Raw genomic sequence first — 17,324 nt, forward strand, 5'->3', positions numbered from 1 at the left:
CACTACCGGCTGATGGCGACGATGCCGAGCACCGAGGCGATCGTGGCAAGGGCGATCCGCACATTGTGGATCATCAGCCACCTGTCGAGCCTGGTGGGTACCTCATCCAGAGGAACCAGCTTTGCCGCAAATTGCGCGTTGGTAGGCAGAAACCAGGCGGCCGTGAGAATGAGAACGGTCGCGATGCACACCATCGCTCCAATCCATAATGCTCTTGCCCCGCTCTCGCTCCAGCCGAGCCACAGCGAGCCGGCGAGACCAATGAGCGTCGGCGCGACGACAAGGGGAATCGTGCGCATGATGAACTCGCCATTTTGGCTGAACCAGTCGAGGAAATCGGACGGCGGAAGGCTTTTCCAATATCCGCCGAGAGTCACCGCAATCGTCAGCATGACGCCGGCGAACATCGCCGAACCCGAGATGGCGAGAATGTTGAAGAGGAGCCGCATCGGAATTCTTCCTGCTTTGCTTTGAATTCGATCCAATGATCCGGGATTTTGCCGATGCGCGTTCATGCCACGCAGATGCCGGGGACCGCGACCTTCTGGAACAGGTGCGGGGAAGCAATGGCCGAGGACGGATAGTGTGAGATCTTTGCCCTGAATTCCGGATGCGTAAACGCAGCGCGGAAATCCGTCATCGTCTCCCATACGGCATAGTTGAGATAGGTCGGGCTTTCACCGATCGCCCTGTGAAGCTGGGTCGAGATAAAACCCGGCTGCTGTTTCATGAACGCGGCATCGTCGCGCCATGCATCGAGAAAGACTTCCTCGTCCGCCTTGTCGAGGGTGAAGATATTCACGAGAACGACAGGAGCGGCATCGACGCCGATCTGCTGCTCTATCGGGAAGCTTGGGTCCATTGGGCGCATATGGGACATGGCGCACTCCGTTCAATATGGTTATATGATGTCAATGCGGTGTTATGTGTATCTAGTAAATTGACATCATAATGTCAATTTAATTATATGGTGACAAATGAGTGACGCGAAGCAAACATCTGCCGGCAGCGCTTTGACCGGCCTGATTCTCGAGCTGTTCAAACTGCATGGCCGGGTGCTCGCATCCGGTGACAGGTTGGTGGCTCCCCTTGGTCTGACGAGTGCGCGTTGGCAAATTCTGGGTGCCATCATCGCAGCTGACAGGCCGCAGCCCGTTGCGTGGCTAGCACGCGACATGGGCGCCAACCGCCAGAACATCCAGCGCATCGTCAACGATCTGGAAAAAGAAGGCCTCGTTAGCTTCGAGACCAATCCCCATCATCGGCGGGCGCAGCTGGTCGTGCTGACGGATAAGGGGAGGCAAACCTTCGATGCCGCCATGCGGCTGCAGGCGCCATGGGTCAACGAATTGGCAGAAGGGCTTCGGATCGAGGATATCGAAACGATGCGGGAGGTTATGCTGGCTCTGCGCAGCAAGCTGGAAAGAAGCGGCGACGTTGAAGAGCAGGACTGACCGCTTCACGCAGTTCTCGCTCTTTGCCTATTTTTCCTCCGGCACCTTCACGATGAGCGCTTCGTCCGGGCCGATCGCCCTGCCGTCCTGCGCCCGGATTTCAAGCTGCACCGGCTGTCCCGTCGCCCGATCCACCAGCAGCGAATGTTCCTCGGCCGGCGCGAAAAGATGGCGCTCGCCGAACTGGCGCAGTGCCACCATCACCGGGAAGAGATCCTTTCCCATCGCCGTCAGCCGATATTCCATGCGCGCGCCGCCTTCGCTTGCTGGAACAAGCTCCAGGATGCCGCTGGCGACAAGCGTGCGCAGGCGATCGGTGAGAATGTTCTTGGCGATCCCCAGGCTCTTTTGAAACTCGCCGAAGCGGGTCAGCCCGTCGAAGGCATCGCGCACGATCAGCAGCGACCACCAGTCGCCGATCACATCGAGCGAACGCGCGCTCGGGCAATAATCACCCTTCAGGCTTTTCCGCGCGACCATGCGCTCAGCCTTTCCGGTCCGTTGTCTGCACAAATGGTTGCATAATTAAACCAATAATGTTACCCGATCGTTGGTTTCATTATTAAACCGAAGAATCGGAGTTTTGCAATGACGATTGATCAGGACGCGCCGCCGACCGGCAGCGCGAAGGGCATTCCGCGTCCTCATTCCTCGCCAGAGGGTTTGTTTAAGAGCGCCGAATACTCCGGAGAGGCCAATTCGCTGCTGACACGCGCCACGATTTTCCTCTTTGCTGTCGCGAGCGGTCTCGCTGTCGCCAATGCCTATTTCGCGCATCCGCTCCTGGACGTCATGGCCGATGATCTCAGACTGTCACGTACGGTTGCCGGCCTCATTGTCGGTGCAACGCAGCTTGGCTACGGGCTCGGCCTCATCCTGCTGGTGCCGCTCGGCGATCTCGTCGACCGGCGCAAGCTCATCATCGTGCAATCGCTGCTAAGCGTGGCCGCTCTCGTCAGTGTTGCCTTCTCTTCCAGTGCCGCCATGCTGCTTGCCTCCATGGCGGCGGTTGGCTTTCTGGCCGTGGTGACACAGGCGCTGGTCGCCTATGCGGCGAGCCTCGCGCATCCTTCCGAGCGCGGCCATATCGTCGGCATGGTCACGAGCGGCATCGTCCTCGGCATCCTTTTGGCGCGCAGCGTCGCAGGGACTCTGACTGATCTTTCCGGCTGGCGGACCGTCTATATCGTCTCCGCCGTGCTGACGCTGGTGATCGCGCTGCTGCTTTGGCGAGCATTGCCGAGACAGGAAAAGCCGAAGGGCGGGCTTTCTTATTTCGGCCTCATCCGCTCGCTTGGCACCCTGTTGATCGAAGAACCGGTCCTGCGCATCCGCGCCGTGATCGCCATGCTGATCTTCGCCAATATCACCACCTTGCTGGCGCCCTTGGTCCTGCCGCTGACGGCGCCACCCTATTCCCTGTCCCACACCGAAGTCGGCCTGTTCGGCCTTGCCGGCGCGGCGGGCGCACTCGGTGCGGTGAGGGCAGGGCGCTGGGCCGATCGCGGCCACGGCCAGCGCACCACAGGTATCGCGCTCGCGCTGATGCTCCTTGCCTGGCTGCCGATCTCGATGCTGGACCGCTCGATCCTCTGGCTCATTCTCGGCGTGCTCGTCATCGATTTCGGCCTGCAGGCGGTGCATGTCACCAATCAGGGCATGATCTACCGCGTCAGGCCCGATGCGCAAAGCAGGCTGACCGCCGCCTATATGGTCTTCTACTCCATTGGCAGCGCCGTTGGATCATCGACGTCGACGATCATCTATGCTCATGCCGGCTGGCCGGGCGTCTGCCTCGCCGGCGCGGCGATAAGCCTCGCAACGTTGCTTTTCTGGGCACTGACCTTGCGGGCAACGCCAAAAGTGGCGACCCAGAGCGTCGACCGAAGCGACGGCTAGCTTTCCAGCGCTCAGGCTTGCTTGGGCAGAATCGTCGGCAACTGCTCTTCCAGCAGGGAGAGAACAGCCCGAATCCGCGGCGGAAGCGGCCTTATTGCCGGATAGAGTGCATGCAGATCGAAGCCCGGCACGATAAATCCCGGCAGCAGGCGGATCAGCCTGCCATTGGCGAGATCCTCGGCGCAGACCGGCTCCTGCAGGACGCCGATGCCGGCGCCATCGAGCAGCAGGCGGTGCAGCGGCCGCCAATGGCTGATGCTCAAGGCGATGTCGGCGGCGGCGAGTTCGGCCTGTCCGTTCGGGTCGATCAAGGGAATCCGACCGTTGTTGAAGAGCCCGGAGACCCGCAGGAAAGGGTGGTCGGCAAGCTCGTCGGGTGTCGTCGGCGTCCCATGCTCATCAAGATAGGCAGGCGATGCCACCAGCACGCGGCGGACATGGCCAAGCTTGCGGGCAATGAAGCTGCCCTCGCCGAGATCGCCGAGGCGCAGCGAGATGTCGACGCCTTCCGTCACGGGATCGACGATCCTGTCGTTGAGGATCAGCTCGATCTTCAGCAGCGGATGACGCTTGCGCATCTCAAGCAGGATCGGCGGCAGGATGACCTCGCCCACGCCATGAGGCGCCGCGATCCTGAGCGTGCCGCGCAGCGACTGATCGCCAGTAACGACGGTCAGCGCATCATCGGCATTTTCCAGCACCTGCTTGCTGCGCTCATAAAAGGCGGCGCCGACATCGGTGACGGAAAGCCTGCGGGTGTTTCTGAGCAATAGCCGCGTGCCGAGATATTGCTCCAGCCGATCAATCCGCTCGCTGACGGCGGGCTGGCCCATGTCGAGATCGCGGGCAGCGGCCGACATGCCGCCCCTTTCCACCACTCTGACATAGACACGCATCGCCACCAACAGATCCATGGCGAGCAATATATCGGCTCAGCCGATAAATGAAAGCGGATCATGCCGTCTACCCGATGGGCTTATGAGCGCCGAAAACGGCACGCAATCAAAAAACACTGGTCAGGCTTATGAGCGATATCAGGCTTTACATGTTTCAATCGGGCACGCAGCGCTGCAAGGCCCACGACATCAGGATGAACCAGGGAAATGGCGCTGACTATGAGATACCCGTGCCTTGGTTTCTGCTCACGCATCCGAAGGGTAATGTCGTCATCGACGGCGGACTGGCGGCGGAGGGGCTTGCCGATCCGCGCGGCTATTGGGGCGATGTTGTCGACAGCTATCAGCCTCTGATGACCGAGGAGCAGGGATGCGTCGCGCAACTGGCCAAGCTCGGCATATCCGCCGAAGACATCCGCTTCGTCGCGCTCTCCCATCTGCATTCCGACCATAGCGGCGCCATCGGCCGTTTCCCCAATGCAACCCATATCGTCCAGCGCCGCGAATATGCCTATGCCTTCGCGCCGGACTGGTTCGCCGCCGCCGCTTATGTCCGCCGCGATTTCGACCGCCCCGGCTTGAAATGGCGTTTTCTGGAAGGCGATGCGACGGACGGTTACGATCTCTACGGCGATGGCGTTCTGCGGATGATCTTCACCCCTGGCCACAGCGTCGGCCATCAATCCTTCCTCGTGCAGTTGCCGAATTCGGGCGCCATTCTGCTTGCCATCGACGCCGCCTATACGCTCGATCACTGGAACGAAAAGGCGCTCCCCGGCTTCATGACCTCAGCCGTCGACACGGTGCGCTCGGTCGGCAAGCTGCGCGCGCTCGCCGAACGGACCGATGCCTTGGTGGTCACGGGGCATGATCCCGAGGCATGGCCGGGGTTCAAGCACGCCCCGGCCTACTACGATTGAAGCGGCACCCCGCCGATCAGCCCAGTTCACCCGATGGTGCTTGTTCAGCGGGGAAGAACTGTGCCCGATGCTGGCGAACCCATTCCTCGATGCCTGTCGGCTGGAAATCCTCTAGGCCGACTTGCGGCCTGAAGGGTTCGGCCAGCATCCTATCCGCATCTTCGGGGTGCGCTGTAAAGAAGCGAAATTTCGAGGCGACGCGACGCCCGGTTCCCGGCCCCATCGCCGCATCGACATCGCGTTCGAATTCATCGAGTGGCTGCTGACGGTAGGTAATTCGGCGACCAAGTCCCGCACTGATGCGCGTGACAAGCTTGTTACCAGTTACGCTTTCCGTCCCGGCGATGCGATAGTCACCGGACGTAGCGCCGCGTTCCAAAAGCGTAACGACCGCCCGGGCGCAATCATCGACCGAGGTCCAGGCGATGCGCTGGGTTTCGGCAATCGGCGGCGCGAAAGTTCCGTGCTCGACAATATCCATTCGCGCCGATGGCTTCAGCAGATTGTCGAGATACATGGTGGGGCGGACGATGGCAAAGGGCAGGCCTGATGCGCGGACGACGCCCTCGATCATGGCGTTGCTGACGAAGCTCGGTTCCTCGCAAGGTACCGGGCGGCTGGCGCTCGCGAGCTTCAGGACAACGGATTTGAAGCCGCAGGCGAGCGAAGCCGATACCGCATTGTCGGCCTGGATACGCATGTCGTCCTGTGATCCGATCGGAATCTGCAGCACGGCATGGGCGATGCCGGTGCTGGCGGCGCGAAGCGAGGCGGGATCACTGAGATCGCCCTCGGCAAGTTCGACGCCGAGGGCCGAGAGCGCCGAAGCACGTCTTCGGTCCCGGACAAGCGCCCTGACCTTGAGGCCACGCTGCAGCGCGGCGCGAACGACTGCGCTGCCTTGAACGCCAGCAGCGAGATAGACAAGAATGGGTTGGGATTGATCGATAGTTGACATGGAACGGCTCCTTCGAATGCGGTCTGCCGAGGGAGCATCGTCTAATGGCTACCGCGCAGACCCGAAACGCGCGCAAGGCGCAGGGACTGTCGGGGTATCCGCGCGAGCGCGAAACAGAACTTCTCCATTCAGGAAGAAGGGCCTGGGCCTACCGAGACCAAGCCAGCCATTTTCGACGAAAGGAATTTAGGTCGGCTTCGAGGCCGGCGTCAATGGGAAGATTGCCGGATGCCGACATCGTCACCTCTTGCGTGCCACGATATAGGGCCTGATATCGTTGCCCTTGGTTGCATGATTTTCGGTGGCAAGGATGTCGAAGCCCGCGGCGGATATTTGCTCGACCAGCTCCGATACCCGAAAGACACCTGCATAGGGAGCTTTGCCGATCGCACGCATCGCCGGCAGCAGGGCTAGCCGAACGAGCGGGTTCATCTCGCCGACACACGGGGTCTTGGAGATGAACAGGCCATCAGGAACAAGCAGCCGGTGGATGTGATGAAGTGTGCCGGAGAGATCGCGGACCAGATGCAGATAGTTGAATCCGAGAACGGCGTTGAACTGCGCAAGGTCGGGCGCAATCGCTTCGGCAGTCGCGACCCGGAAGGCAAGGGTCGGGCTCGGCTCGGCGCTGTATCGTTCTCTGGCGATTGCGATCATTTCCGCCGAAATATCTGTCGCAAGATAATCCTGAACTCCTTCGGCAAGCCGGAGTGCCGTCATTCCGGTTCCGCAGCCTAGTTCCAGCACTCTGTCGCTTGCATTCAAGAGTGCGCGGGTGCGGCTCAGCGTGCGCTGGTATCCTGCCTGATCCGCGATCGCACCCTTGGCGTAGTTGCGTGAGGCCCGGTCCCAGAAACGGGTGTCGCTGGCTATGCTCATTAAGGGCGCTTTCCCCCGATCGGCGTCTTGTCGGAAGCAACGTGATGCGGTGGATTGGGCGGCAGCAGCGATCTGATCCGCTCGGCATCGTCAGGCGTTGCCGGATTGTAGACGATCATGCTGAGATCCGTCCGGCCATCGACTGAAAAGGCCGAATACTCGAATGCCAGCGGGCCGAGGATGGGATGGCGGATATGTTTGACGGCTTCGGTATGGGTGCCGGGAACGTCGTTTTCGCGCCACATGGCCCTGAATTCCGGGCTGATGCGGCAAAGTTCCGCCACGAATGGCTCGATCTCACTCGATGCGCCTGCGCGTGCCGCATCGACACGGAATGCGCCCAGGGCGAAACGGGCGACGCTTTCCCAGTCATATTGCACGGCGCGCGCACGCGGATCGAGAAAGATATAGCGTAGAATGTTGCGTTCTTCCGGCGGCAGCGATCCGTAGTCGATCAGCATCACGGGCGCTGCCCGGTTCCAGGCGATGACGTCCCAGGTGGCGGTCCGGATAAGGGCGGGGCTCGGCTCCAGCGCATCGAGCACGCGCTGTAGCCGCGGCGTAACGCCATCATTCTTGCGGTAACGCGCTTCCGGCGGCCGACCGAGGCCGAGCAGGAACAGGTGCTCGCGCTCCACTTCCGTCAGCATCAGCGCGCGGGCGATCCGGTCGAGCACGTCGGCGGACGGCGCACCGCCGCGCCCCTGTTCCAGCCATGTGTACCAAGTCGGGCTGATATTAGCGCGCTGCGCCACTTCCTCGCGCCGAAGCCCGGGCGTTCGCCGCCGTTCGCCGGCAAATCCCAGGGCGGATGGGTCGAGTTTTGCGCGGCGGTCCCTCAGATAGGTCCCGAGTACGTTTTCGGTTTCGATGAGATCGGTCATCCTGTTAGTGTCTTTACTATGATAAGGTCACTACTTTACCAGAATAAACGATAGGCACAGATTTGTCTCCGACGAAATAAGGAGACAGTGCATATGCGTATATTCGTTACCGGTGCGACCGGAAACATCGGCTCGCATGTCGTCAGAGAGTTGATTGGAGCCGGCCATCAGGTGCTCGGCCTTTCGCGCTCGAAGGAGAAGGCGGTCGCGCTTGCCGCCGCCGGCGCCGAAGTTCTTCACGGCACGATCGAGGATGCGGAAATCCTGAAAAGCGGTGCCTCGCAATCCGACGGCGTCATCCACCTTGCCTTTAATCACGACTTCTCGAGGTTCGCCCAGAATTGCGAGGATGACCGCCGGGTCATCGCAACGCTCGCCTCGGCGCTTGCCGGCTCGGCCCGGCCGCTGGTCATCACCTCAGGCACGCCAATCGCCAACACCGTGCCGGGCGAGCCAGCCAAGGAAGACAATCCGATCGTCCGCTCCGACAGGCATCCGCGCGCCGCCACCGAGGAGGCGGGGATTTTGGCCAGCGAAATCGGCGTCAATGTCTCGGTCGTGCGTCTGCCGCAGGTGCATGATCCGGTCAGCCAAGGGCTTATTACCCCCTTGATCCAGATCTTCCGGGAAAAGGGAGTCTGTGCCTATGTCGAAGACGGGCTCAGTCGCTGGCCGGCGGCGCATTTTACCGATGTTGGCCGTCTCTATCGTTTGGTCGTCGAGCGCGCCGAGCCGAATGCCAAATATCATGCAGCCGCCGAGGAGGGCGTGCCCATGCGCGATATCGTCGAGACGATCGGGCGGCGCCTGAACCTGCCGGTCAAATCCGTCGCCAAGGAAGAAGCGCAGGATTATTTCGGCTGGCTCGCCTTGTTCGCCGGCCACGACATGCCGGCCTCCAGCGCCAAGACCCTACAGAAGCTGGGCTGGGAGCCGAACGGCCCGACTCTGCTTCAGGATCTTGCAGAGCTGCAGGTTTCCGCTGCGTGATGCCGATGCCATCGGCCATGATCCGTGGATGGTCGATGGTCTGACTGACAATGCGTTTGAAAACCCGGCCGACCTTTCTGCCGGGTTTTCGTCTTGTCAGGCTGCGATCCGGAAAGCTCCAGAGTCAGGCATACGGCGTCCCGGCAAGTGCCGCGTCGACACCGGCAAAACCTCGGTCCATGATGCTCGACAGCGCTGCCTCGGGCTTTCGGTTTTCGCGAAAGGCGCGAAGCGCCTCGCCATAGGCGGTGACCAGTGTCGCCATCAGCATGGTGCCGGCGAGCCGCGCCTCGGGATCGGATGATGGCCGGCCTAAGGCGCTGGACAACATTTCCGCGAGATCGTTCGCAAGCGTCACCTGCAGTCCGCACGCATGCGCCGTCAGTGCCTGGCTTTCCGCCACCATGCGCCAAAACGCGATGGGCCGCTCCGTGATCCTGAAAAGAGGGTGCTGCGTTTCCGCCAGTCTGCGCATCAGCGCCTGGAAGGCACGAACTGGCGGCTCCCGGCCGCGGTCGGTAATCGCCTTGCGCACCAGTTCCCGCACTTCATCCTCGCGATCGAAGACCAGATCCTCCTTGCGGCGGAAGTAGTTGAACACCGTCTTCCTGGCGACATCGGCCTCATAGGCGATGTCTGCGACGGACACCTTGTCGAAGCCGTGTTCGACGAACAGGCGCGTTGCGACCTCGGAGATCGCCTGACGCGTCATTTCCTTCTTGCGGTCGCGGAGTTTGATTCGGTTTGACATGGAAATATTTATACCATAAGTAAATTTATACCGAGTGTAAAAATTGTATCGCGATGACGAAATCGGTGAAATCGGCACAGGCCTTCTGGTTGTTCCTGTGGCCGGACCGCCGCCTGCTCGAATAGGGGTGGGCATTTTCCAACGACTCGCGCCGGCTGAGAGTGATCGAAGCCAGAATGTCTGGCGCCCTTGTGGCGCCGCTCGCTTGAGGAGTCCTGTCTTGATTTATGATGTCCTGATTGCCGGCGGTGGACCTGTCGGCTTGTTTCTCGCCTGTGAGCTGCGTCTCGCCGGTCTCTCCGTATTGGTGCTGGAGCAGGCCGAAGACCCGCGTTCGCCCTTGAAGCGCCTTCCCTTCGGCATGCGCGGCCTTTCCGCTCCCACCAGCGAAGCTTTCTACCGTCGCGGCCTGCTGGACGATGTTGCCGCGCCCAAGCCTGCGAAGGATGGCTCGGGCGAGAGCGCCCCGTCTGCCGCGCACTGGATGCACCAGTCTCGCCGCCCGGGTGGGCATTTCGCCGGCATCCAGTTCTTTTGCGATAATATCGACGCCTCCAAGTGGCCCTATCGCCTGCCAAGCCCGGCCGGCACCAGCATGATGGTCGAGATGGAGAGTCTCGAAACCGCGCTCGCCGCTCGCGCCGAGGCGATGGGGGTTGATATCCGGCGTGGCTGCAGCGTCGAGGAATTCGATCAGTCGGACGAGGGCGTCACTGTGCGAGCCGGCAGCGAGACCTTTCGCGGCCGCTGGCTCGTCGGCTGCGACAGCGGCCGCAGCACCGTCCGTAAGGCTGGCGGTTTCGAGTTCGTCGGCACCGATCCAGAGTTCACCGGCTATTCCGCCGAGATCGAGATGGCGGACCCGGAGAAGCTTCGTCCCGGCCGCCATTATACCGCGACGGGCATGTACACCTATGCGCCGCCGGGGACGATTTCGATGGTCGATTTCGATGGCGGTGCCTTCCACCGGACCCAGCCGATCAAGCTTGAGCATGTGCAGGAGGTGCTGCGCCGCATCTCCGGCACCGACGTCACCGTGACCACGCTCAAGCTTGCCACCACATGGACGGACCGTGCCTACCAGGCGACCAGCTATCGCAGAGGGCGCATTCTGCTGGCCGGCGACGCTGCGCATATTCATTCCCCCTTGGGCGGCCAAGGCCTCAATCTTGGCCTGGGCGACGCGATGAATCTCGGATGGAAGCTTGCCGCCACCGTCCGCGGAGATGCGCCGGATGGCCTGCTCGACACCTATTCCAGCGAACGGCATCCGGTCGGCGCGCAGGTGCTTGACTGGTCGCGGGCGCAGGTCGCGCTCATGCGGCCAAGTCCGAGCTCGCGCGCGCTCGAAGCCATCATCCGCGATCTGATCGACACGCGCGATGGCGCCACCTATTTCGCCGAGCGCGTATGGGGCGTCTCTCTCCGTTACGATCTTGGCGACATCAATCCTCTCGTGGGCCGCAGCGCTCCCGATTTCGAGCTGGCCGATGGAACAAGGCTCGGCGATCTCCTCGGGACGGGCAAGGGCCTGCTTCTGGATTTCGATGCCCGCGCATCGCTTGAAGCCCTCGCAAGCCGCTGGAGTGACAGGCTCACCTACGTCGCCGGCGACGCCAAGGATCGTCTCGGTCTGAGCGCCTTGCTCCTGCGGCCCGACGGTTTCGTCGCCTGGGTCGGCGAGGCAGAGCCGGATCTTGAAGCCGCCGCCGAAGTCGCGTCGCGATGGTTCGGCGAACCGGGACGAATCGGCGGCTCTCAGCCAGCCCTTTCATCAGCCGTCCTTGACAGCATTAGCAATCCATAATTATACACCGTATAATTATGGAGGTGCGAGATGATCACCGGTCATGTTTTTATTGCTGCCAGCTTGGATGGGTTCATCGCTCGCGATGACGGCGGCATCGAGTGGTTGCTCGAGTATGACGCTTCCGGCGAAGACCATGGCTACAATGATTTCATCAGGGACATCGACGCCATCATCATGGGCCGCGGCACCTTCGAGACGGTCCGCGACATGAAGCCGTGGTTCTATACGCGCCCAGTGCTCGTTCTTTCGAGCACCCTGGCGGAGCAGCCGGTTCCGGCCGAGTTGGCCGGCAAAGTCCGTTTCACGCGGAAGTCGCCGCCGCAGGCTATGGCCATGCTCGAGGCGGAAGGCTGCCGTCGCACTTATGTCGATGGCGGGCGCGTCATCCAATCCTTCCTTCGGGAAGGCTTGATCAGCGATATGGTGATCACGCGCGTTCCGATACTGCTCGGCAGCGGCCGTCCCTTGTTCGGCCCGGTCTCGCGCGACATCAATCTCACGCATGTGAGCACCCGCCCGTTTCCGTCCGGGTTGGTGCAATCGACCTACACAATTGCGCCATGACCAAGCGAAGCCGAGGCAGGCCACGCGCCGATGAGAACAGCGTGTCACCGGCAAGGATCCTTTCGGAGGCCCTGGCTCTCCTTGATGGCGAGGGTTTCGAAAGTCTGACGATGCGCGCGGTCGCGATGCGCGCGAACGTCAACCCGATGACGATCTATCATCATTTCCAGGATCGGGACGGATTGATCAAGGCAATGGCAGAGAGCGTCTATGCCGATGTTGCCACGCCTTCGGAAGGAACGGCTCGATCTCAGATAGAGGGCTTGCTGGGGGCATATCGGGCAAAGGTGGTGCGCTATCCAGGGCTAACCCTTGCCATCTTCAACCGGCCAGCCATGTTCCCTGGCCATGCAAGGCGGATCACCGACAGCCTGACGGATCTGCTGAAGGAGCTTGGCCTTTCGCCGTCGCGCGCGCTGCTGTGGGTGCATATTCTTGTCGACTACACCCATGGTGCAGCCCTTGCCGTCGCCATGGACGGAAAGGGCGATGGTTCGCGGTCGACAGCAGCGGACCTGGAACAGGCGAACTATGAACGCGCGATCTCTGAGCTGTTGGATCGCCTAGAGGCGTAATGCAATCAGGAGAGAGTGGATGAAAATGGCGGACAGGGAGGGATTCGAACCCTCGGTACGCTTTCACGTACACACGCGTTCCAGGCGTGCGCCTTAAACCACTCGGCCACCTGTCCTTTGGCGTTTCGCACCCGGTCAGGAAGCAAATCGTCGGAACGGCCGCGATATATACCGATGAATTCCTGGCAATCAACCCGAATCTGACAGATTTTTGACTTGTCGGCGCAAAACTCTGCATCTCCTCCCCATTGCGCTTATTTCGCGCGCAACTTATCTAATGAAATAGATGAGGCGGCGTAAAACCGATCGGCCCGAAAGAGCCGGGCGTAATGAGTATCCGGAGGGGTTTATGCGTTTCCTGTTGCGTTTTGCCAGCCTTGTCGCGCTGGTTGTGGCGGTCATCGCCGGCACCATAGATTCCATTCAGTCCGTTGCGGCTTCCGCCGTGGTCATGACACCGATGGGGGACGCGTGGAACGATGTCAGCCCGTCGTCGCTCGCAGGCCTCCGCTCGGCGATCGCCTATTACGTCCATCCCCGCTTGTACGACATGGCGATGCAATGGCTGCTGTTTCAGCCTGCCTTCGCCGTCTTCCTGGTGATTTCCCTATTGCTGTGGATGGTCGCCTACAAGCGCCAGCCTGCAGCCGGCCGCTTCAGCGCGTGAGGGGTTCGGCGCGTGTCTTCCGGCCTGTGCCATTCAGGGAATTGAGTGGCGTCGGAGCGGATCGACGGCAGCTCCATCGCAATGCGGCAAGCGGCAAAACTGGCGATTGCGAAGAGCTGATCGGCAGCTGTTCTGATCAATAAAATTGCAGTTTCGAGCCGAAATTGTTTAAAAAACGGGTCGTTTGGATGGGTTTTCACCAATTCCCACAAATCTTTACCAACTGAAAAATTTCTCGTGAATTTTTCGTGCAGCCATGCAAGGATGCGCGCCAGCTTGGCCTCGGGGGAGGCCGGCAGTTCCGCAGACTTGCCCGATCAACGGGCTTGCGGGAGGACCCAACAAGATAGAAACAATAGGGCTGCACCACATGAAAAAATCCCTTTTGACCCTTTTCGCCTTGGCTGCCATGTCGGCAACGGCGCTTGCGGCCGATATCAAGCCGGCAATCGTCTACGGAACCGGCGGCAAGTTCGACAAGTCCTTCAACGAAGCTGCCTATAACGGCGCTGAGAAGTTCAAGAAGGAAACCGGCATCGCTTACCGCGACTTCGAGCCGACGGGCGACACCCAGGGCGAACAGGCGCTGCGCAACTTCGCCAGCAAGGGCTTCAATCCGGTTATCGCTGTTTCCTTTGCCTGGACCTCCGCGCTGCAGAAGGTTGCTGCCGAATATCCGAAGACCGAATTCGTCCTGATCGACGACAGCCTCGATCTGCCGAACGTCCGCTCGGTCAAGTTCAAGGAAAACGAAGGCTCCTATCTCGCTGGCGTCATGGCCGCCATGGCTTCGAAGACCGGCAAGGTCGGCTTCGTCGGCGGCATGGACATTCCGCTGATCCGCAAGTTTGAGTGCGGTTATGAGCTTGGCGCACGCGCCACCAATCCGAAGATCGAAGTCTTCCAGAACATGACCGGCACGACGGGTGCTGCCTGGAACGACCCGGTTCGCGGCGGCGAGCTCACCAAGAACCAGATCGACCAGGGCGCTGACGTTGTGTACGCGGCTGCTGGTGCCACCGGCCTCGGCGTGCTGCAGACGGCGGCCGACAACAAGAAGCTCTCGATCGGCGTTGATAGCAACCAGAACTACCTGCATCCGGGTTCAGTTCTGACCTCCGTCGTCAAGCGCGTCGACCTCGCAGTCTACAATGCCTTCAGCGATGCCAAGAACGGCAAGTTCACGGCCGGCACCCAGGAACTGGGCCTGAAGGAAGACGGCGTCACCGTTGCCATGGACGACAACAACAAGCCGCTCGTCACTCCGGAAATGCAGACTGCGGTCGACAAGGCGCGGACCGATATCGTCGCCGGTACCATCAAGGTCCACGACTATCTGACCGACAACGCCTGCCCGAAGAACTGATATGAAACAAGGGCGTATGACGAGTTAAAAACGTCATACGCCCTTTTCTTATCCGGAAACCGGTTTCTGGAGCCCCTATAGTGAACCAAACCTTTGCCATCGAACTCGTGGGCATCGACAAGAAGTTCGGTGCTGTCCACGCCAATAAAGATATCAACCTGACCGTCGCCAAGGGCTCGATCCACGGGATCATCGGCGAAAACGGTGCCGGGAAATCGACCCTCATGTCGATCATCTACGGCTTCTATCAGGCCGATAGCGGCGAAATCCGCATTAACGGCAATCCCATCGCCATCCGCGACAGCCAGACGGCGATCGCAGCCGGCATCGGCATGGTGCACCAGCATTTCATGCTGGTCGATAATTTTACCGTCCTTGAAAATGTGATGCTGGGCGCCGAAGGCGGCGCGCTCCTCGCCAAGGGCGTCACGGCCGCGCGCGCCGAGCTTAACCGGCTCGAGAAGGATTACGGCCTGGAAGTCGATCCGGATGCGTTGATCGAGGAGCTTCCCGTCGGCCAACAGCAGCGCGTCGAGATCCTGAAGGCAATGTATCGCGGCGCCGAGATCCTCATTCTCGACGAACCTACCGGCGTTCTGACGCCTGCCGAAGCCGACAATCTCTTCCGTATCCTTCGCGTCCTGCGCGACCAGGGTAAGACGATCATCCTCATCACCCACAAGCTGCGTGAGATCATGGCGATCACCGATACGGTATCGGTCATGCGCCGCGGCGAAATGGTTGCCACCCGCAAGACGGCGGAAACCACCGTCGAGGAATTGGCCGAGCTCATGGTCGGCCGCCGCGTGCTGCTGCGCGTCGAAAAGGGGGCGCCCAATCCCGGCGAGGTCCTGCTGTCGGTGCGCAACCTCACCGTCAAGGACGGCCGTGGTGTCACCATGGTCGACAATGTCTCCTTCGATGTCCGAGCCGGCGAGATCGTCGGTATTGCCGGCGTCGCTGGCAACGGTCAGTCGGAACTGCTGGAGGCGATCGCCGGTATCCGCAAGCCAGCCTCTGGCGAGATCCTGCTCCATGGCAAGCCGATCGGCAATGCCGATCCGGCCGCGCTTCGCGACCTTGGCCTTGCCCATATTCCGGAAGATCGCCATCACATGGGCCTCGTCCTCAAGTTCGAGGAATATGAGAATTCCATGCTCGGCTATCACCGCGACCGCAAATACGGGCGCGGCGGCATGCTCGATCTCGATGCCATGCGCAAGGATGCGATCGAGAAGATCGAGAAATACGATATCCGCCCGCCGAATGCGCGGCTGAAAACAGCCAATTTCTCCGGCGGCAATCAGCAGAAGATCGTCGTCGCCCGCGAGATCGAGCGCGATCCGAAGGCTCTGTTGATCGGCCAGCCGACGCGCGGCGTCGATATCGGCGCCATCGAATTCATCCATCGCCGCATCATCGAGATGCGCGACGCCGGCAAGGCGATCCTGCTGGTTTCGGTGGAGCTGGATGAGATCCGTGCGCTTTCGGACCGTATCCTCGTCATGTTCGCCGGCCACATCGTCGGTGAAAAGTCGGCTGAGGCCGGTGAACAAACACTCGGCCTGATGATGGCCGGCATTGCCGCGTGAGGCGTATATGAGCACGGCTTCCGTTCCGCTCCCCAATTGGATCACCTACGGCCTGATCCCCCTTCTCAACCTGATTGTTGCCTTCCTGATTTCCGGCCTCGTCGTCTGGTTCATCGGCGAGAGCCCGCTCGATGCGCTCGTCCTGCTGCTGCAGGGCGCTCTCGGCAGCGGCGAAGGCATCGGCTTCACGCTCTATTATGCCACGAGCTTCATCTTTACCGGCCTTTCGGTCGCTGTCGCCATCCATGCCGGTCTGTTCAATATCGGCTCGGAAGGCCAGGCCTATCTCGGCGGTCTCGGCTGTGCCCTCGTCGCGCTGACGCTTGACCGCTACGTGCCCTGGTATGTGACGATGCCGTTTGCGGTCATCGGCGCGGCGATTTTCGGGGCGCTCTGGGCGCTTATCCCGGCCTGGCTTCAGGCCAAGCGCGGCAGCCACGTCGTGATCACCACAATCATGTTCAACTTCATCGCCTCGGCGATGATGAACTTCCTGCTGGTGCATGTGCTGATCGTGCCCGGCAAGATGGCGCCTGAAACCCGTACCTTCCTCGAGGGCGGTCAGTTGCCGAAGCTTGATTGGCTCATGGGCATTTTCGGCTCGACCATCGGTGCCGCTCCGCTCAATGTGTCCTTCCTGATCGCGCTCGTCATGTGTTTCCTCGTCTGGGTGCTCGTCTGGCGCACCAAGCTCGGCTATGAGATGCGCACGCTCGGCCTCAGCTCCACCGCTGCGGTCTATGCCGGCATTCCCTATGCCCGCACGGTCGTTATCGCCATGCTGATTTCGGGCGGTCTTGCCGGCATGATGGCGCTCAACCCCGTCATGGGCGCTTCCGCGCGCCTGCAGGTGGAATTCGTGCTTGGTGCGGGCTTCGTCGGCATCGCCGTGTCGCTGATGGGCCGCAATCATCCTCTGGGCATCATCCTGGCGGCGATCCTCTTCGGCATTCTCTATCAGGGCGGCGATGCGCTATCCTTCGACATGCCGAACATCACGCGCGACATGATCGTGGTGATCCAGGGTCTTGTCATCCTGTTTGCCGGTGCGCTCGAATATATGTTCCGACCTGCGCTCGTGCGCATCTACCAGACATTCGCCAGGACGTGAGGATCGGA

The 17,324-nt window shown here is 61.0% G+C and carries 19 protein-coding genes and 1 tRNA gene; 11 read left to right on the forward strand and 9 right to left on the reverse strand.

Annotated elements, in window-relative coordinates:
• Positions 1–2 precede the first annotated feature (2 nt).
• A complete protein-coding gene (locus GA0061103_RS20885) occupies positions 3–449 on the reverse strand; it encodes an anthrone oxygenase family protein (RefSeq protein WP_092714597.1) in 447 nt (148 codons plus the stop codon).
• Between the two features lie 62 nt (positions 450–511).
• Entirely contained in the window at positions 512–880 is a 369-nt protein-coding gene (locus GA0061103_RS20890; RefSeq protein WP_092714599.1) for an antibiotic biosynthesis monooxygenase family protein, read from the reverse strand.
• A gap of 97 nt (positions 881–977) precedes the next feature.
• Here GA0061103_RS20890 and GA0061103_RS20895 point away from each other — a divergent pair, with 97 nt between their 5' ends.
• On the forward strand, positions 978–1,454 hold the full coding sequence (locus GA0061103_RS20895) for a MarR family winged helix-turn-helix transcriptional regulator (RefSeq protein WP_092714601.1): 477 nt from the start codon (positions 978–980) through the stop codon (positions 1,452–1,454).
• Between the two features lie 27 nt (positions 1,455–1,481).
• Here GA0061103_RS20895 and GA0061103_RS20900 read toward each other — a convergent pair whose 3' ends face one another.
• Positions 1,482–1,934, reverse strand: coding sequence for a winged helix-turn-helix transcriptional regulator (locus GA0061103_RS20900; RefSeq protein WP_092714603.1), 453 nt, complete (start codon positions 1,932–1,934; stop codon positions 1,482–1,484).
• Between the two features lie 108 nt (positions 1,935–2,042).
• Here GA0061103_RS20900 and GA0061103_RS20905 point away from each other — a divergent pair, with 108 nt between their 5' ends.
• Positions 2,043–3,353: an MFS transporter gene (locus GA0061103_RS20905; protein ID WP_092714605.1), complete on the forward strand. Its 1,311-nt coding sequence runs from the start codon at positions 2,043–2,045 to the stop codon at positions 3,351–3,353.
• An 11-nt stretch (positions 3,354–3,364) separates the two neighbouring features.
• Here GA0061103_RS20905 and GA0061103_RS20910 read toward each other — a convergent pair whose 3' ends face one another.
• Positions 3,365–4,267, reverse strand: coding sequence for a LysR family transcriptional regulator (locus GA0061103_RS20910; protein ID WP_092714607.1), 903 nt, complete (start codon positions 4,265–4,267; stop codon positions 3,365–3,367).
• Between the two features lie 110 nt (positions 4,268–4,377).
• Here GA0061103_RS20910 and attM point away from each other — a divergent pair, with 110 nt between their 5' ends.
• Positions 4,378–5,169 (forward strand): AttM family quorum-quenching N-acyl homoserine lactonase, encoded by a 792-nt coding sequence (gene attM / locus GA0061103_RS20915; RefSeq protein ID WP_208603543.1) that lies wholly within the window; start codon positions 4,378–4,380, stop codon positions 5,167–5,169.
• A gap of 16 nt (positions 5,170–5,185) precedes the next feature.
• Here attM and GA0061103_RS20920 read toward each other — a convergent pair whose 3' ends face one another.
• The 3 genes from GA0061103_RS20920 to GA0061103_RS20930 form a co-directional block, all read right to left on the reverse strand.
• Positions 5,186–6,127: an SDR family oxidoreductase gene (locus tag GA0061103_RS20920; RefSeq protein WP_208603544.1), complete on the reverse strand. Its 942-nt coding sequence runs from the start codon at positions 6,125–6,127 to the stop codon at positions 5,186–5,188.
• Between the two features lie 240 nt (positions 6,128–6,367).
• Positions 6,368–7,006 carry a class I SAM-dependent methyltransferase gene (locus tag GA0061103_RS20925; RefSeq protein WP_092714609.1) on the reverse strand — a complete coding sequence of 213 codons (639 nt, stop codon included), beginning with the start codon at positions 7,004–7,006 and terminating at the stop codon, positions 6,368–6,370.
• Positions 7,006–7,890 (reverse strand): helix-turn-helix transcriptional regulator, encoded by an 885-nt coding sequence (locus tag GA0061103_RS20930; protein ID WP_092714611.1) that lies wholly within the window; start codon positions 7,888–7,890, stop codon positions 7,006–7,008. Before GA0061103_RS20930 ends, GA0061103_RS20925 begins: the two co-directional genes overlap by 1 nt.
• Positions 7,891–7,983: 93 nt before the next feature.
• On the opposite strand from GA0061103_RS20930, the gene GA0061103_RS20935 reads away from it, so the two are divergent.
• Complete coding sequence (locus tag GA0061103_RS20935) at positions 7,984–8,880, forward strand: SDR family oxidoreductase (protein ID WP_092714613.1); 897 nt, start codon at positions 7,984–7,986, stop codon at positions 8,878–8,880.
• Between the two features lie 124 nt (positions 8,881–9,004).
• On the opposite strand, the gene GA0061103_RS20940 is transcribed toward GA0061103_RS20935, so the two are convergent.
• A complete protein-coding gene (locus tag GA0061103_RS20940; protein WP_092714615.1) occupies positions 9,005–9,631 on the reverse strand; it encodes a TetR/AcrR family transcriptional regulator in 627 nt (208 codons plus the stop codon).
• 220 nt (positions 9,632–9,851) lie between these two features.
• On the opposite strand from GA0061103_RS20940, the gene GA0061103_RS20945 reads away from it, so the two are divergent.
• The 3 genes from GA0061103_RS20945 to GA0061103_RS20955 are packed head-to-tail and all read left to right on the forward strand — an operon-like array spanning position 9,852 to position 12,580.
• Positions 9,852–11,438, forward strand: coding sequence for an FAD-dependent monooxygenase (locus tag GA0061103_RS20945; protein WP_425349525.1), 1,587 nt, complete (start codon positions 9,852–9,854; stop codon positions 11,436–11,438).
• Between the two features lie 30 nt (positions 11,439–11,468).
• A complete protein-coding gene (locus GA0061103_RS20950; RefSeq protein ID WP_092714619.1) occupies positions 11,469–12,005 on the forward strand; it encodes a dihydrofolate reductase family protein in 537 nt (178 codons plus the stop codon).
• A gap of 41 nt (positions 12,006–12,046) precedes the next feature.
• Complete coding sequence (locus tag GA0061103_RS20955) at positions 12,047–12,580, forward strand: TetR/AcrR family transcriptional regulator (protein WP_245304836.1); 534 nt, start codon at positions 12,047–12,049, stop codon at positions 12,578–12,580.
• Between the two features lie 26 nt (positions 12,581–12,606).
• Here GA0061103_RS20955 and GA0061103_RS20960 read toward each other — a convergent pair.
• Positions 12,607–12,696, reverse strand: a tRNA-Ser gene (locus GA0061103_RS20960).
• Positions 12,697–12,929: 233 nt separating this feature from the next.
• On the opposite strand from GA0061103_RS20960, the gene GA0061103_RS20965 reads away from it, so the two are divergent.
• The 4 genes from GA0061103_RS20965 to GA0061103_RS20980 all read left to right on the forward strand — a co-directional run bounded on the left by GA0061103_RS20965 (position 12,930) and on the right by GA0061103_RS20980 (position 17,316).
• Positions 12,930–13,247, forward strand: a complete 318-nt coding sequence (locus GA0061103_RS20965; RefSeq protein WP_092714623.1) for a hypothetical protein — start codon at positions 12,930–12,932, stop codon at positions 13,245–13,247.
• 370 nt (positions 13,248–13,617) lie between these two features.
• Positions 13,618–14,613, forward strand: a complete 996-nt coding sequence (locus GA0061103_RS20970; protein ID WP_092714625.1) for a BMP family lipoprotein — start codon at positions 13,618–13,620, stop codon at positions 14,611–14,613.
• An 80-nt stretch (positions 14,614–14,693) separates the two neighbouring features.
• Positions 14,694–16,205, forward strand: a complete 1,512-nt coding sequence (locus GA0061103_RS20975) for an ABC transporter ATP-binding protein (protein WP_092714627.1) — start codon at positions 14,694–14,696, stop codon at positions 16,203–16,205.
• Positions 16,206–16,212: 7 nt separating this feature from the next.
• Positions 16,213–17,316: an ABC transporter permease gene (locus GA0061103_RS20980; protein WP_092714629.1), complete on the forward strand. Its 1,104-nt coding sequence runs from the start codon at positions 16,213–16,215 to the stop codon at positions 17,314–17,316.
• Positions 17,317–17,324 lie beyond the last annotated feature (8 nt).

The organism is Martinezella multihospitum (assembly GCF_900094585.1).
Lineage (GTDB): Bacteria > Pseudomonadota > Alphaproteobacteria > Rhizobiales > Rhizobiaceae > Rhizobium > Rhizobium multihospitium.